Annotated in this window: 15 protein-coding genes; 6 read left to right on the top strand and 9 right to left on the bottom strand. The window is 72.2% G+C overall.

Features of this window, described 5'->3' with window-relative positions:
• Positions 1-7: 7 nt before the first annotated feature.
• From NQO67_RS13205 to NQO67_RS13190, 4 genes are all read right to left on the bottom strand, one after another.
• On the bottom strand, positions 8-8,035 hold the full coding sequence (locus NQO67_RS13205) for a non-ribosomal peptide synthetase (protein ID WP_255950100.1): 8,028 nt from the start codon (positions 8,033-8,035) through the stop codon (positions 8-10).
• 2 nt (positions 8,036-8,037) lie between these two features.
• Entirely contained in the window at positions 8,038-9,042 is a 1,005-nt protein-coding gene (gene sbnA / locus NQO67_RS13200; protein WP_255950099.1) for a 2,3-diaminopropionate biosynthesis protein SbnA, read from the bottom strand.
• A gap of 70 nt (positions 9,043-9,112) precedes the next feature.
• Positions 9,113-9,325, bottom strand: a complete 213-nt coding sequence (locus tag NQO67_RS13195; RefSeq protein ID WP_255950098.1) for a hypothetical protein — start codon at positions 9,323-9,325, stop codon at positions 9,113-9,115.
• A gap of 288 nt (positions 9,326-9,613) precedes the next feature.
• Entirely contained in the window at positions 9,614-9,868 is a 255-nt protein-coding gene (locus NQO67_RS13190; RefSeq protein WP_255950097.1) for a hypothetical protein, read from the bottom strand.
• A 181-nt stretch (positions 9,869-10,049) separates the two neighbouring features.
• On the opposite strand from NQO67_RS13190, the gene NQO67_RS13185 reads away from it, so the two are divergent.
• Positions 10,050-11,075, top strand: coding sequence for a LuxR C-terminal-related transcriptional regulator (locus NQO67_RS13185; protein ID WP_255950096.1), 1,026 nt, complete (start codon positions 10,050-10,052; stop codon positions 11,073-11,075).
• Between the two features lie 130 nt (positions 11,076-11,205).
• Here NQO67_RS13185 and NQO67_RS13180 read toward each other — a convergent pair whose 3' ends face one another.
• Together NQO67_RS13180 and NQO67_RS13175 are read right to left on the bottom strand one after the other, a co-directional pair.
• Positions 11,206-11,985, bottom strand: coding sequence for an ABC transporter permease (locus NQO67_RS13180; protein ID WP_255950095.1), 780 nt, complete (start codon positions 11,983-11,985; stop codon positions 11,206-11,208).
• The gene (locus tag NQO67_RS13175; protein WP_255950094.1) at positions 11,982-13,010 is read right to left on the bottom strand and encodes an ATP-binding cassette domain-containing protein; all 1,029 of its coding nucleotides are present in this window, start codon (positions 13,008-13,010) and stop codon (positions 11,982-11,984) included. The genes NQO67_RS13180 and NQO67_RS13175 overlap by 4 nt, the downstream gene beginning before the upstream one ends.
• A 224-nt stretch (positions 13,011-13,234) precedes the next feature.
• Here NQO67_RS13175 and NQO67_RS13170 point away from each other — a divergent pair, with 224 nt between their 5' ends.
• From NQO67_RS13170 to NQO67_RS13160, 3 genes are all read left to right on the top strand, one after another.
• Positions 13,235-15,817 (top strand): MMPL family transporter, encoded by a 2,583-nt coding sequence (locus tag NQO67_RS13170; protein WP_255950093.1) that lies wholly within the window; start codon positions 13,235-13,237, stop codon positions 15,815-15,817.
• Between the two features lie 118 nt (positions 15,818-15,935).
• The gene (sbnB, locus tag NQO67_RS13165) at positions 15,936-16,946 is read left to right on the top strand and encodes a 2,3-diaminopropionate biosynthesis protein SbnB (protein ID WP_255950092.1); all 1,011 of its coding nucleotides are present in this window, start codon (positions 15,936-15,938) and stop codon (positions 16,944-16,946) included.
• Positions 16,947-17,322: 376 nt separating this feature from the next.
• Positions 17,323-18,618 carry an MFS transporter gene (locus NQO67_RS13160; protein ID WP_255950091.1) on the top strand — a complete coding sequence of 432 codons (1,296 nt, stop codon included), beginning with the start codon at positions 17,323-17,325 and terminating at the stop codon, positions 18,616-18,618.
• Positions 18,619-18,705: 87 nt separating this feature from the next.
• On the opposite strand, the gene NQO67_RS13155 is transcribed toward NQO67_RS13160, so the two are convergent.
• Entirely contained in the window at positions 18,706-19,536 is an 831-nt protein-coding gene (locus NQO67_RS13155; protein ID WP_255950090.1) for a patatin-like phospholipase family protein, read from the bottom strand.
• A gap of 280 nt (positions 19,537-19,816) precedes the next feature.
• Between NQO67_RS13155 and NQO67_RS13150 the strand changes: the two genes are divergently transcribed.
• A complete protein-coding gene (locus NQO67_RS13150; RefSeq protein WP_255950089.1) occupies positions 19,817-20,851 on the top strand; it encodes an LAETG motif-containing sortase-dependent surface protein in 1,035 nt (344 codons plus the stop codon).
• 493 nt (positions 20,852-21,344) lie between these two features.
• Here the strand turns inward: NQO67_RS13150 and NQO67_RS13145 are convergent, their stop codons facing one another.
• Positions 21,345-22,502, bottom strand: coding sequence for an epoxide hydrolase family protein (locus NQO67_RS13145; protein WP_255950088.1), 1,158 nt, complete (start codon positions 22,500-22,502; stop codon positions 21,345-21,347).
• A 113-nt stretch (positions 22,503-22,615) separates the two neighbouring features.
• Between NQO67_RS13145 and NQO67_RS13140 the strand changes: the two genes are divergently transcribed.
• Entirely contained in the window at positions 22,616-23,254 is a 639-nt protein-coding gene (locus tag NQO67_RS13140; protein WP_255950087.1) for a TetR/AcrR family transcriptional regulator, read from the top strand.
• 228 nt (positions 23,255-23,482) lie between these two features.
• Here NQO67_RS13140 and NQO67_RS13135 read toward each other — a convergent pair whose 3' ends face one another.
• A complete protein-coding gene (locus NQO67_RS13135) occupies positions 23,483-23,620 on the bottom strand; it encodes a hypothetical protein (protein WP_255950086.1) in 138 nt (45 codons plus the stop codon).
• Positions 23,621-23,925 lie beyond the last annotated feature (305 nt).

Genomic DNA, 23,925 nt, shown 5'->3' with positions numbered 1-23,925 from the left:
CGGGTATTCACAGTGCGGCCCCCCATTCGTCCATTTCCTTCTCGAAAGCGTCGATCTCGTCCTGGGTGAGCCGCACCAGCTCCACGTCGGACGGTGTGTGGCCGCCCGCGTCGGGCCGCCGGGCGTGCGTGACCAGGGCGCCGAGCGCCCGGAACCACGACTGCGCGAGGTCGTGCACGTCGGTGTGGGTGAGCACATCGGCGGCCCAGGTCCAGGTGGCCACCAGGCGCGGCCCGGCGGGCCCGTCCTCGGTGAACGCGTTGACGCCGAGCGCGTGCGGCAGCGGCATCGCGGCGTCGGCGCCGGCCGCGACGTCGGCGGACTCGGGCGTGGGCGCCCAGTCCTCCTCGGTGGGTGCCGGCAGCCGGCCCAGGTAGTTGAAGCCCAGCTCGGGGCGGCGGCCGGCCAGTTCGGGCAGGCCCGCCAGATGGCGCAGCAGGCCGTGCCCGAGGCCGTGGTCGGGCAGCGCCCGCAGCTGTTCCTTGACCCGCTTCAGGGCCTGCCCGGCGGCCGGGCCGCCCTCCCACGCGTCGGCGGCGTCGATCGGCCCGAGGTCGAGCCGTACCGGGTAGGCGGTGGTGAACCAGCCGACGGTGCGGGACAGGTCCACGCCCTCGGCGAACTCCTCGCGGCCGTGTCCCTCCAGCTCCACCAGCAGCGCGTCATCCTGCCGGACACGCTGGCCGCGCCGGCTGCGCCAGTCCCCGACGGCCAGCGCGAGCGCGGTCAGCATCACGTCGTTGACCTCGGTGTGGTACGCGGTCGGCACCTCGGTGAGGACGGCCTGGGTGGTGGCCCGGTCCAGGGTCAGGCGCAGGGAGCGGGAGGTTGCGGTGATGTCGCGGGTGGGGTCGAGCGGTGCGGCGCCGATCGCCGGCACGCTCTCGGCGAGCTCCTGCGTCGAGCGCCACAGCGGCAGTTCGGCGCGGCGTGCCTCGCCGGCGGCCTCCTCGGCGAGCAGGCCAGCCCAGTGCCGCAGCGAGGTGCCGACCGGGCGCAGCCGGGCCGGCCGGCCTGCGGCGGCTGCCGCGTAGGCCTCGGCCAGGTCCTCCACCAGGATCCGCCAGGACACCCCGTCCACGACCAGGTGGTGCAGGGTCAGCACCAGCCGTCCGGGGCGGCCGGCCCCGGCCTCCAGCCAGATGGCCCGCAGCATCGCGCCGTCGGTGGGCGCCAGCGACGCCTGCGCGGCCGTCGCCTGCCGCCGCACCAGCGCCGCCACGGCGTCGTCCGGAAGGCCGGCGGTGCTGTGCAGGTCGAGCAGCCAGCGGGCCTGCACCGTGCCGCGCTCGCGCACCCGCAGCGTCCAACCGCCGTCCTCGGGGGAGACGTCCAGGATCATGCGCAGCGCGTCGTGGTGGTCGATCACCGTTTGCAGCGCCTCGGCCAGCAGCGGCCGGGTGGCGTCGGCCGGGGTGCGCACCACGACGGCCTGGTGGAAGCCGTGCATCGGGCCGCCCAGGTCGCGCAGCCAGTGCATGATCGGGGTCGGCCGGAAGGTGCCCACGCCGTCGTCGGTACCACGCACCCGGGGCGCGTTCGCGCCGGTCCCGGCGGGCCGTGCGGCGCTCGCCAGGGCCGCCGGGGTGCGGTGCGTGAAGACGTCCTGCGCGGTGATCACCAGGCCGGCGGTGCGGGCCCGGCTGACCAGCTGGATGGAGCTGATCGAGTCACCGCCGAGGTCGAAGAAGTCGCTCTGCGCGCCCACCTTCGTGAGGCCCAGCACCTGCGCGAACACCCCGCACAGCGCCTCTTCCTGGGCGGTGCGCGGCCCGGGTCCCGCGGTGGCCTCGTCGACCGGGGCGGCCTGCGGCGCGGGCAGCGCCTTGCGGTCCACCTTGCCGTTGCCGGTGAGCGGCAGCTCCTCCAGCGTGACGATCGCCGCGGGCACCATGTAGTCCGGCAGCGAGGCCGCGACGTGCGACTTCAGCTCCTGGACGGACGGCGCGTCGCCGGCCGGCACGACGTACCCGGTGAGCCGCTTGTCGCCGGGGCGGTCCTCGCGGACCACGACGACCGCGCGTGCCACGCCCGGGTGGCCCAGCAGCGCCGTCTCGATCTCGCCGGGCTCCACCCGGAACCCGCGGATCTTCACCTGGTCGTCGGCCCGTCCGACGTACTCGAGACGGCCGTCGGGCAGCCACCGCACCAGGTCACCGGTGCGGTACATACGCGCCCCCGGCGCACCGAACGGGTCGGCGGTGAACCGCGTCGCGGTCAGCCCCGGGCGCCCCAGGTACCCCAGCGCGAGACCGGCGCCGCCCACGTACAGCTCCCCGGTGACGCCCACCGGAACCGGCGTCAGCGCGGGAGAGAGCACGTACACGGCGGTGCCCGCGAGCGGGCGGCCGATCGGTGGCTTGCCCCCGGTCAGGGGCTCGCTGACGGTGGCGCAGACGGTGGTCTCGGTGGGCCCGTAGGCGTTCAGCATCCGGGTGGCGGCGGCCCAGCGGCGCACCAGCTCCGGCGGGCAGGCCTCACCGGCGGTGATCACGGTGACCCCGGCGGGCATGCCGCGGTCCTCGGGCCAGGCGGTCAGCACCGCGGGCGGCAGGCACATCACGTCGATCCGGGCCCGGGTGACGAAGTCGGCGAGCGGCTCGCCCGGGGTGCGCTCGATGTCGTCGGGCAGCACGAGCGTGCCGCCGACGGTCAGCGTGGTGCACAGCTCCCAGGCCGCGGCGTCGAAGCTGAGCGCGGCGAACTGGAGCACCCGGGTGCCCTGCCGCACCCCGAACCTGCGCCCCTCGGCGACCAGCGCCGCCACCGAACGGTGCCCGACCAGCACGCCCTTGGGGCGGCCCGTCGAACCGGAGGTGTAGATGAGGTACGCCGGGCTCGCGGGCGTGAGCGGCACGGTCGGCGCGGTGAGGTCATGCGCGGCGATCTGCGCGACGGTCGCCGGGTCGTCGAGGACGAGCACGGGGGCGCCCGCGGGCACCCGGTGCCGGATCGCCGTGGTGGTGACGACGACGGCCGGACGGGCGTTCTCGATCATGTACGCGATGCGGTCGTCCGGGTAGGCCGGGTCGACGGGCAGGTACACGGCGCCCGCGGTGAGCACGCCGAGGGCCGCGGTCACCATCTCGGGCGAACGGGGCACCATCAGGGCCACCACGGAGCCGGGACCGACGCCGCGGTCGGCCAGGTGGCGGGCGAACCGGTTCACGCGCGCGAGCAGGTCCCCGTAAGCCACCTCACGGCCCTGGTACAGCAGCGCGGGCGCACCGGGCACGGCGGCGGCACGTGCCGCGAACAGCGCCGGCACGGTCGCAGGCTCGGCGCCCGGCACGCTTCCGCCGCTGAACTCCGCCAGCAGCCGCTCGCCCTCGCCGGGCAGCAGCGCGTCGATCCGGCTGAGCGGGAGGTCGGGCTCGGCGGTGAGCCGGAGCAGCAGATGCGCCAGGCGCTCGCTGATCCGGGCGGCCGAGGCTTCGGTGTACAGGTCGGATGCGTACTCCAGGATGCCGGTGAGCCCGGCGGCGGAGCCGCCGTCGTCGTGCCGCTCGGCGATCTCGAAGGCCAGGTCGAAGCGGGCGGTGCCGGTGGCGACGGTGGACACCTCGGTGCCGAGTCCCGGCAGCTCGATGCGTGCGTCCGCGTTGTTCTGGAACGCCAGCATCACCTGGAACAACGGCTGCCGGGCCAGCGACCGGTTCGGCCGCAGCGCGTCCACCAGCCACTCGAACGGCACGTCCTGGTGCGCGTAGGCCCCCAGGTCGGCGGCCCGGGTGCGGGCCAGCAGGTCGCGGAAGGTGGGGTCGCCGGAGACGTCGGTACGCAACACCAGCGTGTTCACGAAGAAGCCGATCTGGTGCTCGAGGGCGGCGTCGGTACGGCCGGCGACCGGGGAGCCGAGCGGGATGTCGTCGCCCGCGCCCAGCGTGCGCAGCAGCACCGCGAGCGCCGACTGCACCACCATGAACACGCTCGCGCCGCTCGCCCGCGCCAGCCGCACCGCCGCCTCGTGCGCCCGCGGACCCAGCTCGAACGGCACCTGGCCGCCCCGGTAGCTGGGCACCGCGGGCCGCGCGAAGTCGCACGGCAGCTCCAGGCCGTCGGGCAGCCCGTTGAGCGTCTCCTTCCAGTACGCGAGCTGCCGGCCGGCCAGCGAGTCCGGGTCGGACGCGTCGCCCAGCAGCTCGCGCTGCCAGAGCGCGTAGTCGGCGTACTGCACCGCGAGCGGCGGAAGGTCGGGCGCCGCACCGCGCACCCGCGCCGCGTACGCGGCGCGCAGGTCCTGTGCGAGCGGCAGCACGGACCAGCCGTCTCCGGCGATGTGGTGCAGCACCACGAGCAGGACGTGCTCGTCGGCACCGAGCGCGAACAGCTCGGCCCGCAGCGGCACTTCCCGCGTCAGGTCGAAGGGACGGGCGGCGTGCTCGGCGAGCAGCGCGTCCAGGTCACGCGGGTCGGTGCCCCGGCAGTCCGTCACCGGTAGCGGCACCCTGGCCTGCTCGGGCGCGAGCACCAGCTGGAGCGCGGTGCCGGCCTCCTCGGGGAAGACGGTGCGCAACGACTCATGGCGGGCCAGCACGTCCTCCAAGGCGTCCTGGAGGGCGGCGGCGTCCAGCCGGCCGGTGAGCCGGATCGCGCGCGGCAGGTGGTACGTGGCGGCCTCGCCGTCCAGATGGCGCAGGAACCACAGCCGCTGCTGCGCGAACGACAGCGGCAGCTGCTCGGGCCGCTCACGCGCCGTCAGCGGGGGTCGTACGTCGGCCTGCCCGCCCGGCCCGGCGCCCTGCCCGTCGGTCGCCCCGTCGCCCAGCTCGGTGGCGAGCTGCGCCACCGTCGGTCTGTCGAACAGGGTGCGCACCGGCACCTCGACGCCGAGCCCGACCCGGATCCGGCCGACCGCGCGGGTCGCGAGCAGCGAGTGGCCGCCCAGGTCGAAGAAGTCGTCGTGGACACCGACCCGTTCGACGCCCAGCACCTCGGCGAAGACCGCGCACAGCGCCTCCTGGAGGGGCGTGGTGGGCGCAGCGCCCTCCTGCCGTGCGGCGCCGAACTCGGGCGCGGGCAGCGCCTTGCGGTCCACCTTGCCGTTCGGGGTGAGCGGCAGCCGCTCCAGCAGCACGAAGGCGCTGGGCACCATGTAGTCCGGCAGCACCGCTGCGAGGCGTGCCTTCACCTCGGCGGGGTCCACGTCCCCGGCCAGGTAGCCGGCGAGCCGGCTGGTGCCGGCGCTGTCCGGGGCGACGGCGACCGCCGCGTCGGTGACGCCGTCGACGGCGCGCAGCGCGGCCTCCACCTCGCCCAGCTCGATACGGTGCCCGCGGATCTTGACCTGGTGGTCGACCCGCTCCAGGAACTCCAGCTGCCCGTCCGGCAGCCGGCGCACCCGGTCGCCGGTGCGGTACATCCGGGCGCCCGGCTGCGGCGCGTACGGGTCGGCGAGGAACGCCAGCGCGGTGCGCCGCGCCTCGCGCAGATAGCCGCGGCCGACACCGACCCCGCCCACGTACAGCTCGCCCGGGACCCCGGCGGGCACCGGGCGCAGGCCGTCGCCGAGCACGTAGAGCCGGGTGTTGCGGATGGCGCTGCCGATCGGGGCGCGGGCTCCGCCCACATCGGTTCCGGTGTCGATGACGGCGTGCGTGACGTCGTCGGAGCACTCGGTCGGGCCGTACGCGTTGACCAGCGGGATGCCGGGGAAGTAGGCGAGCCAGCGGCGGCACAGGTCGGGCGGCAGCGCCTCGCCGGTGACGACGAGGCGGCGCAGGGTGGCCAGCGACGGCAGCTGCGAGCCGGCGTCCCAGTCGTCCAGGGCCACCCGCAGCAGCGACGGCACCACTTCGAGGATGGTGATCGACTCGGCGTCCACCAGCGCGAACAGTGCCTTCGGGTCGGCCGCGACCTCGTGCGTGACGACCCGTGTGCAGCCGCCGGTGACCAGCGCGGAGAGCATCTGCCAGACGGAGATGTCGAACGTGACCGGGGCGTTGTGGACGATGGTGTCGGTGACCGTCAGGCCCAGGTCGTCGATCTTGGCGTGCAGGTGGTTGGCCATGCCGGCGCGGTGCACCATGGCACCCTTCGGCTTGCCCGTGGAGCCCGAGGTGAAGATCACGTACGCCAGGTCGTCGCCGGACGTGCGGACCGGCGCGAAGGCGCCGGTGGCGGTTGCGGCGGCCGAGACGTCCTCGATGGGCAGCAGACGCGGGCCGTCGCCGTGCGCTGCGACGGCGGCCTGGACCAGCCGCTCGGCGTACTCACGCTGGCCGGGACCGTACAGCAGCACCTCGGCACCGCTGTCGGCGAGCAGCGCGGCGCAGCGCGCCTCGGGGGCGCGCACGTCCAGCGGCACCCAGGCGGCGCCCGCGGTGAGCACGCCCAGCACGGCGGTGACGAACGGCACGCCCGGGTCGGCCGCGACCGCGACCAGCGAGCCGGTGCGCACGCCCGCCTGCGCCGACCTCCGCGTCTGCGCCGACGCGGAGCCGCATGAGACCAGCCGGCGGGCCAGCGCGTCGGCGCGGCCCACCAGCGCCTGGTAGCTGAGCGAGGTGCTGCCGTCGTCGACGGCGACCGCCTGCGGGGCGCGGGCGGCCAGCTGCCGCACCCGGGCCGGCACGTCGGCGAAGTCGCCGATCCGCACGGTGGCGTTGACGTCGGTGAGCTCGCGGCGCTTCTCGTCGGGCAGCGTGACGTCGAGCGTGCCGAGCGCGGTGTCGTCCGGGGCGAGCGCGAAGGCGGCCAGGTAGCCGGCGAGCCGGTCGGCGTGCGCGGCCAGCTCGTCCTCGGTGTACCGGGTCGGGTCGGCGTCGAGACGCAGCGTCCAGCTGCCGTCCGGGGCGTCCAGGTAGAGGATCTGGATGTCCGGCACCGGCCCTGTCGACAGGTTGTGCAGCCGCGCCGTGGTGGCGCCGAACGCCAGGTCGGCGTCGGCCTGGAGGACGTTCACGGTCGGCCCGAAGGAGGTGCCGGCGTCGCCCGTCAGGCCCAGGTCACGGCTGAGTTCGCCGGCGCGGTAGCCCTGGTGGCGCACGGTGCTGCGGATCTCGGCCGCGGCGTGCGCCAGCAGCTCGGCGCGGGTCAGCCGGGGCGGCAGGTCGAGCGGCAGCGGCAGGAAGTTGGCGCGCATGCCGGGCACCGCGCGGGCCACCGCGCCGGAGCGTGCGGTGACCGGCAGGGTGAGCAGGATGCGGCTGTTGCTGGTGAGCCGTGCGAGGCAGGAGCCGGTGGCGGCGATCAGCACGGTCGGCAACGTGACCCGGTGCTGCCAGGCGAGCCGGCCGAGCCCCTCGACGACGGTGGTGGGCAGCGCCCGCGTATGCCGCAGGCTGTGCCGGGCGTGCCCCGGGTGCCGCTGGGAGAGCCGGGTCGGCTCGGGCACCCCGTCGAACCGCCCGCGCCAGAAGGCCGCGTCGCGCGCGTACCGCTCGGAGGAGAGGTACGCCTGCTCGTCGGCGGCGAGGTCGGCGAGCGGCGCGAAGGGGGTGCCGACGGTGCCGGGGGCTTCGGTGGCCCCGGCACCCGCGCTCTCCGCGCCGTCCTCCGCTTCCGCGTACAGCTCCGTGAACCGGGTCAGGAACGGGCCGCGGCTGTAGCCGTCCAGCAGGGCGTGGTTGGCGCAGATGTAGAAGCGGTGCCGGTCGGTGCCGAGGACGTGCAGCTCGTGGCGGACCGCGTCGGCGCCGAGCGACGAGGGGCGCGCCAGGTCGGCCGCCATCAGCCGCCGGGACACCGCGTCCGGGTCGCGCTCGCCGGTGAGGTCCTTGACGGGGAAGTCCCGCTCCCCCAGGTCCACGATGGTCTGCACGGGCTCGCCGTCGCGCTCGGTGAAGACCGCGCGCAGCGCCTCGGTCTCCGTCAGCAGCCGCCACCAGGCACGCGCGAAACGGTCCACGTCGAGCGGGCCGGTCAGGTCGAGGTGGTCGGCCATCGTGAAGACCGGGTTGCCCGGGTCGCGCTGCTGGGCGTACCACATCTCCCGCTGCGCTCCGGACAGCGGCAGGCAGGCACCGGGGCCGGTCGCCGGGCCGCCGTCCGGGGCGGTGGCGGGCGAGGGGTGGTGGGTACGTGACTCACTCATGGTCAGTTGACTCCCGGGGTGACGGCGTCCGCGCCGGCCGACCTGGCGGCGGCGCACTCGTCGAGGCCGTAGATGTCCTGGACCCAGGCGGTCCGGTAGATGGTGTCGAGGTAGCGGTCACCGAGGTCGGGCGAGATCGCCACGGCGGGGACGTCCTCGCCGGGGTGGTGCCGGTCCAGCCAGCGCAGCGCCCCGGTGACGACGGTTCCGGTGGAGCCGCCGAACAGGAAGCCGCTGCGGGCCAGCCGGTGGCAGGTGCGGACGGTGTCCGCCTCGTGCACGCTGACCACGTCGTCCACGAACCGCGGGTCGAAGATCGGCGGGCGGACGCCGGCGCCCAGGCCCGGGATCATCCGGGGCCCTGGCCGGCCGCCGAAGGTGACCGAGCCGACGCTGTCCACGCCGACGACGGTGACCCGGGAGCCGACCACGTTCTTGAAGTACCGGGCGCAGCCCATCAGGGTGCCGGTGGTGCCCGCGCCGACGAACAGCACCCGCAGGCCGGGGAACTGGCGGTGGATGGCGGGCGCCGTGGTGCGGTAGTGGGCCTTCCAGTTGTCCGCGTTGGCGTGCTGGTTGAGCCAGACGTGCCGCGGGTCGGCGGCCACCAGGCGGCGTACGTGCTCGAGCCGGGCGCCGAGGAATCCGCCGGGCCCGCTGGCCTCGGTGATGAGGTGGACCTCGCCGCCCAGCGACTCGATGGCCTGCCGGGTGGTCAGGTTGGTCCGGGAGTCCACGACGCAGACGAACCGGTAGCCCCGGGCCGCGCAGATCATGCTCAGCGCCAGGCCCAGGTTGCCGGACGAGGACTCCACCAGGATCGAGTCACGGTCCAGGACGCCGGCCCGTTCGGCCGCGTCGATCATGGAGCCGGCCGCCTTCATCTTCACGGAGCCCGCGAAGTTGAAGCCCTCGCACTTGAGGTACAGGGGCCAGCCGTACAGCTCGCGCAGGTCGACGAAGAGCTCGTCCTCGTGGAAGTCCTGGGGAGCGCTGATGATGGGCACGATCGTGGTCCTTAGGTCCGCTGTCCGTAATCGCAATCCACTGATCCGCTGTCCGTGCGGCCTGCGCCGCTCACTGCCAGCCGGGTTCGAGCAGTGCGGGGGCCGAGGACGCCGGCCCGGAGCGGCCGGTCCCACGCGTGCCGCCCGCCACGACGGCCGCCGGGGAGAACGCCGCGGCGAAGAATTGCGTGGCATGCGCGGCAACGGAAACAACGGTGCTGCGTGACTGTGACAGAGCGGTGACATTTATTGCATTCATTGCGGTGCCGCCGGTGACGCTCATGGTGAAACTCCCATTTCAGCTCGGTAGAATCAGAACGGAACGGGGGATTCGGTTCTGTTACAGTTCCTCTGGTCCCCTGATAACTCAGGAGTTCCGTCGGGCGCATTCATTCTTATGCGAGCCGATATTCGAAGTCACGGCAGTCTTTTGACAGGGTCCTGCAACGACAGGGTTGTGCCAAGGCGTAATTGATGAAGACGCAGGCACCGCAGGAAACGTTGACTCTTCCGAGGAAGACGCGCGCGTGCGCACGAGGCGGACACGCGCGCGAGGGGGCTACGGCGGGCCTCAGGCCGCGACCTGCCACCCCAGCAGCTCGTCGTCGGCGAGCGACCGGTGCACGATGCGCTCGGCGAGGGCCGCGGCCCTGCGGCCGTTCGCGGCGCACACGAAGAGCACCACATCGGCGCCCTCGAAGTCGTCCTGGACGTAGACGTGTTCAAGTCCGTCGCCGGGGCCGGCCGCTCGGTACACCGCGCGGCGCAGCTGCCTATAGTCGATCACGGTGGTGCCGCGCAAGAGGCGCAAGGAAACAATGTGCATGAGGTTCCTCATGAAACGGTGCCGGGTGGGACAGGTTGAGCACAGTCAGGCCAACACCACTGCTTCACACACCCCTTACAGCCGTACGCTTCCCCGGCGATCAGGACACCTGCGACGAGGAGCGCCCATCAGGGCACAGGGGGAGCGCGCCTTAGGGCGACGCTTGGTGAAGGGGGACGACGTGCTGGGGATACTCGGCCTCAATGCGGACGGCGAAGAGATGTACCGGGCGATGCTTCAGCAACCCGGCAAGGGCGTGGTCGAGCTGGCCGAAAGCCTCGGCTGGTCGGTCGAGCGGACTCGGACCGCCATGGACGCCCTGGCCCAGCTCGCCCTGGTGCAGGGCGGTGACACCAGCGGCCGCGGCATGATGCTGGTCAACCCGAGCGTGGGCCTGTCGTCGCTGCTCACCCAGGAAGAGGCGCAGCTGGCCCGTCGTGCCGAGGAGATCGCGAACGGCCGCCGCGCGGTCAACGAGCTGATCAGCGCCTACAACGAGTGGTCCCACGTGCACCGCGGCGTCGACATCGAGCGGCTGACCGGCCTCGACGAGATCCGGATGCGGCTGAAGGAGCTCACCTACGACTGCCGCAGCGATCTGGTCGGCTTCGCACCCGGCGGCCCGCAGACCGACGACAACCGCTCGGCGGCCCGCCCGCTGGACAAGGAGCTGATCGAGCGGGGCGTCCACATGCGCACCCTCTACCTGCACAGCGCCCGCAGCGACGCGGCGACGGCCGAGCACCTGGACTGGCTGGTGAGCATCGGCGCCCGCATCCGCACCACGGCGACCCTGCCGATGCGCATGATCATCTTCGACCGGCAGACCGCCATGGTCCCGCTCAACCCGGAGGACTCCGCCGCCGGGGCCGTGGTGTTGCACGGTCGCGGCCTGGTGGATGCCCTGTACGCGCTGTTCGAGCACGTCTGGCAGCAGGCCACGCCGCACGGCACGGCCCCCGGCGTGGACCCGGCGACCGGTCTGACCAGTCAGGCGCGGGCGGTGCTGAGCCTGCTGGCGCAGGGCAACACCGACGAGGCGGTGGCCCGTAAGCTCGGCATCTCGGTGCGCACCTCGCGTCGCATCACGGCCGAGCTGATGGAGCGTCTCGGCGCCCGCAGCCGCTTCCAGGCCGGCGTGATCGCCGGCGAGCAGGGCTGGTTGCAGGGCGCCAGGAACCGCGCGGGCGCCGGCGCGCAGACCTGACCGCACGCCCCGTCCCGACCGGACTCCCGGCCAGACTCCCGACCGAACTCCCGGCCGAACTCGCCGGCCCGACCGGATGCCGGCGCCACGGTGGGCGCCGGCCGGCGGTGACGGGCGGCGCCCGGCGACATCACCGTGCCGCCGCATTGCGGAAGGCGCGCAGCGCCAGCGGGACCACGATCGCGAGCAGCGCCGCGAGGATGAGGCAGGCGGCCGGCAGCGGATGCTGCACCGGCAGGCTGCCCCCGGTGGTGTGCGGACCGTCGTCCCACAGCTGGCGGCCGGCCTCGGCCACCGAACTGACCGGGTTCCACTCGGCGACGGCACGCAGCCAGCCGGGCAGCTTGCCCAGCGGCATGAACGAGTTGGACAGGAACGAGAAGACCACCATCAACAGCGCGCAGACCCCGTTGATGGCCTCCAGGTTGCGCATCACCAGGCCGAGCAGCACGCCCAGCCAGAGCATCGTGTACGTGAACGCGAACAGCAGCGCGAAGGCGATCAGCGCGTCGAGCGGCGAGCCGTGGATGCGCCAGCCGATCCCGAGGCCCACCCCGGCCACCGCCACCATCGCCACCGCGCCGGTGGCCAGGTCCGCCGCGGTGTGCGCGAGCAGCACCGAGGAGCGCGCGATGGGCAGCGACCGGAACCGGTCGATCAGGCCACCCCGCAGATCGGACGCGACCCCGAGCGCGGTGACACCCACGCAGGCGAGCCCGACCTGCGCGAAGACGCCGGACATCACGTAGTCGACGTACTTCCCGTCGCCCGGCAGTTCGATGATCGGGGCGAAGAAGTAGCCCAGGATCACCACCATCGCCACGGGCGTGAGCGTCACCGAGATGATCTTCTCGGGGGTCCGGCGCAGATGTGTGACGTGCCGGCCGGTCAGTGCGAGGACGTCGCTCATGACACCGCTCCTTGCATGGGTGCAGCGGGTGTGGTGGATGCCGCGGGTGCGGTCGGTCCCGCGGGTCCGTCCCCTCCGGTGGGGCCCGTGGCGGTCTCGCCGGTGAGCTGGAGGAAGACGTCGTCGAGCGACGGGCGCACCAGGGCGAAGTCCTCGACGGGGATCTGGGCCAGCTCCAGCTCCATGGCGGCGGTGGCCACGGCGCCGAGGCCGTCGGCGAGTTGGACGCAGATCCGGCGGGCGGACTCGTCGACGCTGGGCGGCGCAGCGGCCACCCGGCTCAGCGCGGCGAGCGCCGGCTGGAGCGCGTCGGGCCGGGCGACGGAGACCTCGAGGCGCTCGTCGCCGACCTTGCGCTTCAGCTCGTCGGCGGTGCCCTCGGCGATGACCTGCCCCTTGCCGAAGACGGTGATGCGGTCAGCGAGCGCGTCGGCCTCCTCCAGGTACTGCGTGGTCAGCAGCACCGTGACGCCCTGGGCGACCTGTTCGCGCACCAGTTGCCACAGCAGCAGCCGGCTGGACGGGTCGAGCCCGGTGGTCGGCTCGTCGAGGAAGAGCACGTGCGGCCGGGCGATCAGGCAGGCGGCCAGGTCAAGACGCCGGCGCATACCGCCCGAGTAGGTCTTGGCGGTCCGGTCGGCGGCGTACTCCAGGCCGAAGGCGGCGATCAGCTCCGCGGCCCTGCGCCGTGCCGGGCGACGGGCGAGGCCGAGCAGCCGGCCCAGCAGGACCAGGTTCTCGCGCCCCGTCAGCAGCTCGTCCACGGCGGCGTACTGGCCCGCCAGGCCGATCCTGCGGCGCACCTCGCGCGGCTGGGAGACGACGTCGAACCCGGCGACACGGGCGTGCCCGGCGTCGGGCGCCACCAAGGTGGCCAGCGTGCGCACGGTGGTGGTCTTTCCGGCGCCGTTCGGACCGAGGAGTCCCAGCACGGTGCCGGGCGGCACGTGAAGATCCACGCCGGCGAGGGCGTCGTGATCTCCGTACCGTTTTCTCAGTCCTTCCGCGTGTATAGCGAATTCCATCTGGTTCCCCCTGGAAGGGCCTCAAGGCTTAAGGGCAGGGCTTCGTAGTCAGTGGAACCTAGCAGCGGAATTCCCCGTCCGGTGTCCGATGTGTCCGTTTCGGGGTGGCAGAACTCTGCAACCGCAGCATGCTGCACGCCCGCCGCCCCCAAAGAGCGGAAGCCGCGTTCTAGCTTTCTCGACAGAAACCTCCGGAGAACCGATGAGCGCTGGAGAGAACCTTTATGGCAAGCCGCCGTAACTTCGCAGCCAAACTGGGCGAGTGGAGCGCCGGGCACCGCAAGACAGCCGTTTTCGGCTGGCTGGTGCTGGCCGTCCTCGTCATGGTGTTCGGCATGGCGTCAGGCCAGGTCAACCTCACCGAAGCCGACTACGGCACCGGTGACTCGGGCCGCGCCGAACGCATCCTCCAGGACGCCGGGCTCACCGAGCCGGCACCTGAACTGATCCTCGTCCACAGCGACAAGCTCACCACCGACGACCCGGCCTTCCGCAAGGCCGTCACGGACACCCTGCACGCCGTCCAGGCCACGCACCTGGCGCAGCACATGCAGGACCCGGCCACCAACAAGCTCTACTCCAAGGACCACCACTCCGCCCTGATCCAGTACGAGATCAAGGGCGACCCGGAGACCGCCCCCGACCGGGTGCAGCCCGTCATCGACGCGGTCACCAGGACCGACGACGCCCACCAGGACGTCACCCTCGGCCAGTACGGCGAGGCCACCGGCGTCAAGGCCATCAACGACAGCCTCGGCACCGACTTCGCGCGCGCCGAGTACACCGCGCTGCCGGTGTCGCTGGCGATCCTGCTGGTCGTGTTCGGCGCGTTCGTGGCCGCGGTGCTGCCGCTGCTGCTCGCCGTCACCGCCTGCCTGGCCGCCATGGGCCTGCTCGCGCTGACCAGCCATCTGGTGCCGGTCGACGGCATGACCAACTCCGTGATGTTCCTGATGGGTCTCGCGGTCGGCGTCGACTACTGCCTGTTCTACCTGCGCCGCGCCCGCGAGGAGCGGGCCGCGGGACGGGACAACGCCGCCGCGCTGCGGATCGCCGCCGCGACGTCAGGACACTCGGTGCTGATCTCCGGTCTGACCGTGGTGGTCGCCATGGCCGGCATGTTCCTGTCCGGTCTCACCGTCTTCGAGGGCTTCGCCATCGCCACCATCGAGGTGGTCCTGATCGCCGTGGTCGGCTCGATGACGGTACTGCCGGCGATGATGGCCTGGCTCGGCGACCGCATGGAGAAGGGCCGCATCCCGTTCCTGGCCAAGCACCGCGCCAAGCAGGCCGCACGCGCCGCCGAGGAAGCGGCCTCCGGTGTCCGCCGCAAGGACAACGCCCTGCTGCGCGGAGTCGTCGGCCACCCCGGCGTCTTCGGTCTGCTGGCCGCCGTCGTGCTGCTGGCGCTGGCCGCCCCGGCGCTCGGCATCAAGACGGAGAAGCTCAGCACCGACAAGCTGCTGCCGAGCGACAATCCGCTGGTGACCGTCTCCCAGCAGATCGGCAAGGAGTTCCCGGGCGCCCCCGGCCCCGCCGACGTGGTCGTCAAGGCCGACGACATCAACGCGCCGGCCGTCAAGAAGGCCATCGCGGACTTCCAGGCGAAGACGGCCGCGTCCGGCCAGGCCGGCGGCCCGGTCCGGGTGACCGTGCACGCCAAGCAGAACATCGCCGAGATCAGCGTGCCGCTGGTCGGCAACGGCACCGACGCGAAGTCCAAGAAGGCGCTCACCGAACTCCGTGAGGACCTGATCCCCGCGACGTTCGACAAGGTCGACGGCACCACCGCGCTGGTCCGCGGCGACCTGGCCTTCTCGGTCGACTACAACGACCAGTTGCACAGCAGCATCGTGCCGGTCTTCGCCTTCGTGCTGGGCGTCACCTTCCTGCTGATGCTGTTCTTCTTCCGCTCGCCCGTCATCGCCCTGACCACGATCGTGCTCAACCTGCTCTCGGTGGGCGCGGCCTACGGCGTGATGGCGGCGGTGTTCCAGCACGGCTGGGGCGCGTCGCTGGTGGGCACCGAGAAGACCGGGGCGATCGAGTCCTGGATGCCCCTGTTCGTCTTCGTGGTCCTGTTCGGCCTGTCCATGGACTACCACGTGTTCGTGGTCTCCCGGATCCGCGAGGCCCACGACCGCGGCGCCACCACGCGGGAGGCCGTCGCACACGGCATCCGCTCCACCGCGGCGGTGGTCACCAGCGCCGGCCTGATCATGGTCGCCGTCTTCGCGGTCTTCGGCACGCTGGGCATGCAGGACTTCAAGCAGCTCGGCGTCGGCCTGGCGGTCGCCGTGTTCCTGGACGCCACGATCGTCCGCGCGGTGCTGCTGCCGTCGGTGATGCTGCTGCTCGGCCGGGCGAACTGGATCGGCGCCAAGCCGCGCGGCGGGGTGCCCGGCTCGGACGGTTCGGACGGCTTCGACGGCCCGAGCGGCACCGGCGCGGGGGATCCGCCGGTGGACGCCGGCGCCTTCGAGCCGGTCGCCGTGCTGCCCCGCGAGGACACCCTGGTCGTCCGGGCCCCGGTGCCGCCGCAGACGCCGGAGGACGTGCAGGGTTGGGCCTACCAGGCCCAGGCGCAGGCCACCCGGACGCCGTACGCGCAGGGCGCCCCGGCACCGCACGCCCAGCACGCCCCGGGGTCGTACGCCGGCGGCAGCACGGCACCGTACGCGGACGGCACGCCCGCCCCGTACGCCGAGGGCACCCCGGCGCCGTCCGCGCAGCCGCAGCCGCAGCCGCCGTACCCGCAGGGCCCGCGCCCGCCGCGGTTCCAGCCGGCGCGGCCGGCCCGCTCCTGACCGCACCCGTGCCCCGGCAGCCGGGCTCCACCGGCTGCCGGGGCACGGCCCGTGACACCAGACGACTCAATCAAACCAGAACAGCAAAAACCCTAATAAACAGAGCGAAAGGAAGACCGTGTTCGAGTTCAGCGTGGTCGGCGGCCGGGCGGCCCGGGACATCATCGGCCGCTCGCGGCCGGCCATCGTCGAGCAGGTCAGGGAGACCTACCTGGCGCACGACGCGGGCAGGACCATCAACCCCGACAGCTACTTCCTGCGCTTCCCCGAGAAGCCGGACAGCCGCATCATCGCGCTGCCCGCCTACCTCGGCGGCGCGGGGCACGACGTGGCCGGCATCAAGTGGATCAGCTCCTTCCCCGGCAACATCGACCAGGGCATCCCGCGCGCGTCCGCCGCCCTGATCCTCAACGACTACGCGACCGGCTACCCGTTCGCCGTCCTCGAAGCATCGCAGGTCAGCGCGGCCCGCACGGCGGCCTCCGCGGTACTCGCCGCCGAACAGCTCACCGGTGGCCGCAGCGCGGACCGCATCGCGGTGATCGGCGGCGGCATCATCGCCCGCAACATCCTGGAGTTCTTCGTCGCCCAGAAGTGGTCGGTGGGCCGGGTGGCGGTGTACGACCAGATCGCCGAGTACGGCACGGCCCTCGCCTCGTACACCCGCGAGACCCTCGGCTACCCCGCCGACCCGGTCGCGGACCTGGCGACCGCCGTGGCCGGCGCCGACGTGGTGGTCTTCGCCACCACCGCAGGTGAGCCGTACGTGCTGGACGCCGATGCGTTCGCGCCGGGCCAGGTGGTCCTGAACATCTCGCTGCGCGACATCGGCCCGGAAATCATCCACGACGCGTACAACGTCCTGGACGACGTCGACCACTGCCTGAAGGCGAACACCTCGCCGCACCTGGCCGAGCAGAAGTACGGCAACCGGGACTTCATCACCGGCACCCTCGCCCAGGTCATCCGCGGCACCGCCACGGTCGGCCGGGACCGCCCGGTGATCTTCTCCCCGTTCGGCCTCGGCGTGCTCGACCTCGCGGTCGGCACGTACGTGTACGAGCAGGCACGCGCCGCGGGGGATCTCGTCACGGTGGACGACTTCTTCGGCGAGACGTCACGCTGGTAGCGCGTCGCGCCCAAGGGGCGCGGGCCTGTGTCGATATACGGCTCCGCCGCAGGGGGCGCCGAAGGCGCCTCTAAGGGGCGCGGGGAACTGCGCGACCAGCCCACCACCGGCATGGGGGTACCTCCCGCTCGAGCGAAGCCGAGAGTGGGGGAGGTCCGGACACGACAGAAACAGCCCCTCCGGGCCGGAGACGACCCGCAGGGTCGCGTCGTGGCCGATCGCGCAGTTCCCCGCGCCCCTTTTCGGCGCACCCGACCTCCGGCATCGACCAGCCGGCACGGCAGTGCGACCGCATAGATTCGCCCACATGCCTTCCCCCTACACCTATATAGGTGTGTAATACAACTGAATAACCGCGCCGACGGGAGGACCACGCTTGACTCCGCACTCGCAGCACACCCCCGGCTCCGGCGGCCCCCCGGCCTCCCCGTTCCGGCAGCCCAAGGCCGTCTGGGCCGTCGCCTTCGCCTGCGTGATCTCCTTCATGGGCATCGGCCTGGTCGACCCGATCCTGCCGGCCCTCTCCAGCAGCCTGCATGCCTCACCGAGCCAGGTGACGCTGCTGTTCACCAGCTACCTGGTGGTCACCGCGGTGGCGATGCTGGTCACCGGCTTCGTCTCCAGCCGGATAGGCGCCAAGAAGACCCTGGTCGCCGGGCTCGTACTGATCGTCCTGTTCAGCGCCGCCGCGGGCGCGTCCGGCGGCATCGGCGGCATCGTCGGCTTCCGCGCCGGCTGGGGCCTGGGGAACGCCCTGTTCATCGCCACCTCGCTCGCCGTCATCGTCGGCTCGGCGAGCGGCGGTTTCGCCGGGGCGATCATCCTGTACGAGACCGCCCTCGGCATCGGCATCGCCGTCGGCCCGCTGCTCGGCGGCGAGCTGGGCGGCATCAGCTGGCGCGGCCCGTTCTTCGGCGTCTCCGCGCTGATGGCCATCGCGTTGATCGCCACCATCGTCCTGGTGGAGCCCACGCCGAAACCGGAGCGCAAGTCCTCGATCCTCGACCCGCTGAAGGCCCTGCGCCACCGCGGCCTGCTCACCATGGGCCTGACGGCGCTCCTCTACAACTGGGGCTTCTTCACCGTCCTCGGCTACGCCCCGTTCCCGATGAACCTGGGCACCCACCAGCTCGGCTACGTCTTCACCGGCTGGGGCGTCCTCGTGGCGATCTTCTCCGTGTGGGGCGCACCCTGGCTCCAGGCCCGGCTGGGCATCGCGAAGGCGCTCTACCTGAACCTGTTCCTCTTCGCGCTGGACATCCTGGCCATCGCGATCTGGACCGACCACAGGACGACGCTGATCGTGGCGGTGATCGTCGCGGGCGCGTTCATCGGCATCAACAACACGATCACCACGCAGGCCGTGATGACGGTCGCGCCGGTGGAACGCCCCGTCGCGTCCGCCTCGTACGGCTTCATCCGCTTCATCGGCGGCGGCCTCGCCCCGTACTTCGCGGGCAAGATGGCCGAGTCGTCCGGCGTCCACCTGCCGTTCTACGTCGGCGCGGCCTCCGTCGCCGCCGGCATCCTGGTCCTGGCCACCGGCCACTCGCTGCTCGCCGACGCCGAAAAGGCCCAGGCGGCGGACGCCGCGGCGCACGCGGGACCGCGGCGGGAGCGCGAGGAGCTTGAGGACCAGGCCATGGCGGACGAGATGGGCTCGGCGAGCTGAGGCGTCCGGCGTGACGTGACGCCGGCTGGGCATCGAAACTCGGCCTGGCCGGCTGGCCGACCAGCCGGCGGAGCCCCAGGCGTGACGTCAGGCCGGCGCCCCGGCTCCGGCCAGCAGCTCCCGCGCGGCAGCGGCTTGCAGCCGCCCCGCCTGGAACGCGGGCACCCACGCCGACGCATCCAACGGGTCCGTGCCGAGCGCCGCCGCCGACGCCTCGTCCGGGAACAGCGACACCACCGTCTCCGCGCCCAGCGCGGCCGACGCGTCCTGCTCGGGGGCCTGACGCGCCATGGGTTCCACGACGACGACCGTACGCGCACCGGCCGCGAGGTCCGTGTTGGCGCCCGCCCGCAGCGCGCCGTCGATGTAGTGGCGCCCACCGATCGAGACGGGCGGCGCCGCACCCGGGAACGCGCTGGAGGCCGCGACGGCAGCCGCCAGCGAGACACCGCTGTCGCGGTCCCAGACCACCGGCTCGCCGCTTCCCGCCGCCACGGCGGGGATGAGCAGGCGGCACCCGGCCGGCCAGGTGTCCGCGCCGACGAGCCGGTGCCGCGCCGCGACCAGGACCCGCTCGGCCTCCGGATCGGCCGCGTCGAGGGCGATCCGCCCGACCCGCCGGCGCGCCTCCTCCGGTGGCAGGCCGGCGTCGAGGACCGCGAAGACCTCACCCATGCGCTGTGGATCGGGCTGCGGCGACCGGGGACCGTCGCCGCGGGCGGGGTCGGTGAACCGCGCGAGGTCCTGGCCGGTGGCCAGCGCGGCGCCCACGATCGCGCCGGCCGAAGTACCGACGATGAGATCCGCGGCCCCCAGGTCGAATCCCAGGCCGCGCAGACCGTGGGCGAGCCCGGCCATCCAGGCGGTACCGACGGCCCCGCCCGGGCCGAGCACGAGCGCGCTGTCCGATGAATACATCGTTCCCCCATCCCTTGCACTGACGGTCCCACCCTAAGTTGGGGGTTCATCAGGCCCCCTTCCACTCTCTGCGCACCACCGCACTGCGCAACGGGGCCGCTTGGCGTCGAAGCAGCCCGGTCGCCGGGCCACTGCAAGGCCGGAATCAAATCCGGCCAGTATTTGATTGTGCAATCATCGCCTGTACCGCTAACCTCCACTCGGCTCACACATAACGGTCACGCCCGTGCTCCCCCCAGGCCCTGGCTGCCGACCAGTTCAGGCTCACCGGGAGAGTTCCATGCAGCTCCGTCATGTCCTTGCCACCGCCGCCGTCACGGCCGTCATCAGCCCCATGGCCCTGTTCACGGCACCGGCCGCGTTCGCGACAGGGGACGACGCTTCACCGACGCCCGCCGCCACCACGACGACCACGGCACCGGAACAGGCCGCCTCCGCCACTGCGGACGGCGGTACGTCCGAGTCGGCGACTCCGTCCGCGTCGACGTCGACGCCCGCCCCGGCAAGCACCTCGCCGACCCCTTCCGCGAAGTCCAAGAAGTCCACGAAGTCCGCGACCCCGTCGGACGCCAGCGAGCCCACCTGCTCGGGCCAGCAGGGTGACGACCGCGGCAGGACGTCGCTGCGCGACCTGCCGAGCCAGATCGTCGCGGGCTCCGGCTGGCACGCCTTCACCTACCGTGTGACCAACGAGTCCGACGTCGCGCTGAAGCAGACCGTCATCTCCCTCTACCCCGGCACCGCCGACCCGGACCTCGACGACATCGCCCAGCTGGGCCTCACCGTCCAGTGGCGCGACCCGGACACCGCGGAGTGGGTGCCGATCGAGGGCGGCGACGCCGACCCCCTCGCCAACTACGACTTCGCCGCCACGACCGACCTCGCCCCCGGCGAGTACGCGGACGCGGAGATGCGCGTCCAGGCCGGCGCGGACGCCCACGCGGGCGACGGCTACTTCTTCACCAACGGCTACTCGTACAGCGCGGACGGCCAGTGCGGCTTCGACGACATCACGGAGTACGACTTCACGGTCCTCGCCGCGACCAGCGACGAGAACACGGGAGGCACCGCCACGGGCAAGCCCGGCAAGGAGTCCGACCTCCCGGACGACGCCACCAAGGGCACGGGCACCAAGAGCGGCAACGCCCCCGCCCCGCAGGGCGACCACGCGGCCGTCCCGGTCAGCGGCAGGCTCGCCGAGACGGGTTCCCCGAGCGCCCTGCCGACGGTCGCGGGCGTCGCCGCTGCCGCGGTCGTCGTGGGCGCGGGGACCCTGGTCGTGGTGCGCCGCCGGCGGGCGGGTTCGGCAGGCTGACGACCAGTGCTTGCTTCGGCTCCTTCGGCCCGTTCCGCTTCTGCGGGGCGGGCCGTGTCGTCATCACGTCGCGCTCGCCCGTCTTCCGGGCAGGAACCGTTTCCGACCGGCACGGCGGAGAGCGTCATGAGGCAGATATATCGCGGACACCGTCCACGAAAGCCCTGAAGCTCGACGAACGGTTGTTCCCGGAGACATCCATGTGGGGACCGATTCGACGCCCCCAGTCCAGCTTCGACGCGATCCGGATATCGCGCGATCGAACACGGCAGCTGCAGATGTGGCTGCGTCGTGAGTTGAGGCTGGGTCAGCGGGGAGGCGGAGTGCCTGGGGACGGAATTAGCGGACGGAGGATCTCCCACTCCGGATCGGACGGATCCGTCGGGTAATGGGCATGCAGCCTTCACACCCCAGCCCCCGAACGTGCGCTACCACCCCGTCACCAGGGACCTGCCCGCTGACGGGCTTTGCAGACGCCCTCCAGGACGGCGGGTCAGGACGGGTTCTGCTGGCGGAGGGGGCGGAAGAATGTGCGGATCTCCTCGGCGAGGGGGCCCGGCGCCTCCATGACGCCGAGGTGTCCGCCCCGGGGCATGGTCGTCCAGCGGGTCACGTGGAAGGCGCGCTCGACCCAGCTTCGTGGCGGCATCGTGTCCGCCGGGAACGAGGCCACCCCCATGGGCGGCAGGACGCGCTCACCCGCCTCGAAGTGATTGGGGCGCAGGCTGTTCTCGCGGTAGAACCGCATGGACGAACCGATGGTGCCGGTGAACCAGTAGATCGAGATGTTGGTGAGGATGGCGTCCATCGTGAAGGCGCGCTCCACGTCACCGGCGCAGTCGCTCCAGTTCCGCATCTTCTCGACGATCCATGCCGCCAGGCCGACCGGTGAGTCGGTCAGCCCGTAGGCGGGCGTCTGCGGCTTCGTCGACTGGAGGCGGTGATAAGCGCCCTCCGCGTCGAACCATGCCGCGGCCCTCTCACGGAAGGCCTTCTCTTCCGCCGTCAAGGACGGCTGGCCTTCGCCCAGCGGGGGCCGGTAGAAGCCGGGGATGAAGTTCACGTGCAGCCCCGATACCCGTTCGGGGAAGCGGGAGGCGAGCCACATGGAGACGGCCGCGCCCCAGTCGGAGGACTGTGTGCCGAAGCGGTCGTAGCCGAGCCCGGTCATCAGTTGTGTCCACATCTGTGACACCCGTTCCGGGCCGAACCCCGGCCGGGTCGGCCGCTCGGAGAATCCGTAGCCGGGCAGCGAGGGGACGACGACGTCGAAGGCGTCGGCCGGGTCCCCGCCGTGGCTTGCGGGATCGGTGAGGAGCGGGATGAGCTGCTCCATGTCGAAGCCGGTGCCCGGCCAGCCGTGGGTGATCACCAGCGGATAGGGGTCGGGGCCGGTTCCACGATGGTGGATGAAGTGGATCCCAACGCCGTCCAGGTCCGCGACGAACTGCGGGAAGGCGTTCAGCCTGGCCTCCTGCGCCCGCCAGTCGAACCCGGTCAGCCAGTACTGCGTCAGCCGCCGGAGGAAGGTGAGGTCCGCGCCGTCCGTCCACTCCATGTCCGGCAGGGAGTCGGGCCAGCGGGTGTGCCGCAGCCGGCGGTCGAGGTCGTCGAGCTGCTCGTCGCTGACCGAGATCGTGAAGGGCTTCATGTGCATGAAGGTGTGGACTCCGATTTCGTGGGGCGGGTACCTGCGTTGCCCGGGAAAACCTGCTCGTGCGCGTTTCACCTGGGCAGCACAGCCCGCAGCTAGACTTTCGGACTATGAGTCCATCACAACGTAACACCTTTTCGGACCGGCAGTCCAAAACTGTCGGCAGACGTCAGGGCCGGCCACCCGCGTCACGCGAGGGCGTCCTCGGCGCCGCGGACGCACTGTTCTCGGGCACCGAAGCCCCTCAGTCGGTGTCGATGGACGCCATCGCCGCGGCGGCCGGCGTCGGGAAGGGCACGCTGTTCCGGGCATTCGGTGACCGGGACGGGCTCCTCGACGCCCTGGCCGCCGCGAAATTCCAGCCGCTGCGCACCGCCGTGGAGTCCGGCTCGCAACCTCTCGGGCCCGACACGCCGGCCTCCGACCGGGTGGTGGCGTTCCTGAACGCGGTGCTCACCTTCAAGCTGGAGAACCGCAACCTCATGCGCGCCCGTGAGGCGGCCGCCACCGGGAACCTCCGGTCGGAGCGCTACCGCTGGATGCACACCCTGCTCCAGGGCCTGGTCCGCGAGGCGACACCCACCCGCACGGCGAGCGAAGCCGGATACACAGCACACGCCCTGCTCGCGGCGCTACACATCGACCTGATCGACGAGTTGCTCGACACCGGCCACTCCTCCGAAGACGTCCGCCGGTCCCAGGCGGCCCACGCCCGCGCCGTCCTCGGAGCCGCCCCCCGTTGTGAATGAAGAACGAGTCAGGTCCCAGCACCGCGAGGACGGCGGACACGACCCTCGCCGCTCTGCCGGCTGGCCGCATACCGGACCAGGACCCTTACGCCGCCGGCTCGCTGCCCGCCACCACGGCGACCTGGTACCTGCACAGGGTCGATGTGATGGATTCCGCCGGCCTGCACCTGCTGGGGCACAGTGACACGGCAGCTCTAGTTCCTCGATCGGTGGTGTGTCGTTGCTGGTTCAGATCGTTGTGGTGGCGGTGATGTTGTTCCATCTCCGGTGGGCTTCGCCGGCCTGGTGTTGGTGGTGGCGGCGCCAGGCGGACCAGTGCAGGAGGTGGTCGCGGTCGCGTCGGGGGCGGGGCAGGGCGGTACTCATGCCCACAGGCACCCCGCCACCCCGCTGACCAGCCTCAACTCGCGACGCAGCCACATCTACAGCTGCCGTGTCGAAGCACCCTTTCGAAGGCGTCCGAACACTTTCCGGGGACTACGCCAGCATTGCCGCGGTAAGCCTTTGGAATATCGCTGGAAACCTTCGGAAATCCCTTGCGCACGGCGCTCCAGTCACCGAAGTATCAACTCTCCAACTCCCGTGACGCAATCCGGTTGAGCACGTGGAAGACGCTGCCTTCTCCTCTGTCGGCCCGCGGGATCAGACCGGACTTTCGCGCCACTGCGTCC

Origin of the sequence: Streptomyces odontomachi (assembly GCF_024435355.1) — a bacterium.
Taxonomy (GTDB): domain Bacteria; phylum Actinomycetota; class Actinomycetes; order Streptomycetales; family Streptomycetaceae; genus Streptomyces; species Streptomyces odontomachi.
The sequence above is the reverse complement of the archived record's forward strand: the minus strand, read 5'-3'. Positions and strand labels throughout refer to the sequence as shown.

Excerpts from the sequence above, each read along its gene's own strand:
- NQO67_RS13175 (WP_255950094.1), bottom strand. The coding sequence starts at position 13,010 with ATGGAATTCGCTATACACGCGGAAGGACTGAGAAAACGGTACGGAGAT.
- NQO67_RS13140 (WP_255950087.1), top strand. The coding sequence starts at position 22,616 with ATGAGTCCATCACAACGTAACACCTTTTCGGACCGGCAGTCCAAAACT.
- NQO67_RS13150 (WP_255950089.1), top strand. The coding sequence starts at position 19,817 with ATGCAGCTCCGTCATGTCCTTGCCACCGCCGCCGTCACGGCCGTCATC.
- NQO67_RS13145 (WP_255950088.1), bottom strand. The coding sequence starts at position 22,502 with ATGAAGCCCTTCACGATCTCGGTCAGCGACGAGCAGCTCGACGACCTC.
- NQO67_RS13135 (WP_255950086.1), bottom strand. The coding sequence starts at position 23,620 with ATGAGTACCGCCCTGCCCCGCCCCCGACGCGACCGCGACCACCTCCTG.
- NQO67_RS13155 (WP_255950090.1), bottom strand. The coding sequence starts at position 19,536 with ATGTATTCATCGGACAGCGCGCTCGTGCTCGGCCCGGGCGGGGCCGTC.
- NQO67_RS13190 (WP_255950097.1), bottom strand. The coding sequence starts at position 9,868 with ATGCACATTGTTTCCTTGCGCCTCTTGCGCGGCACCACCGTGATCGAC.
- NQO67_RS13170 (WP_255950093.1), top strand. The coding sequence starts at position 13,235 with ATGGCAAGCCGCCGTAACTTCGCAGCCAAACTGGGCGAGTGGAGCGCC.
- NQO67_RS13180 (WP_255950095.1), bottom strand. The coding sequence starts at position 11,985 with ATGAGCGACGTCCTCGCACTGACCGGCCGGCACGTCACACATCTGCGC.
- NQO67_RS13205 (WP_255950100.1), bottom strand. The coding sequence starts at position 8,035 with ATGAGTGAGTCACGTACCCACCACCCCTCGCCCGCCACCGCCCCGGAC.
- NQO67_RS13195 (WP_255950098.1), bottom strand. The coding sequence starts at position 9,325 with ATGAGCGTCACCGGCGGCACCGCAATGAATGCAATAAATGTCACCGCT.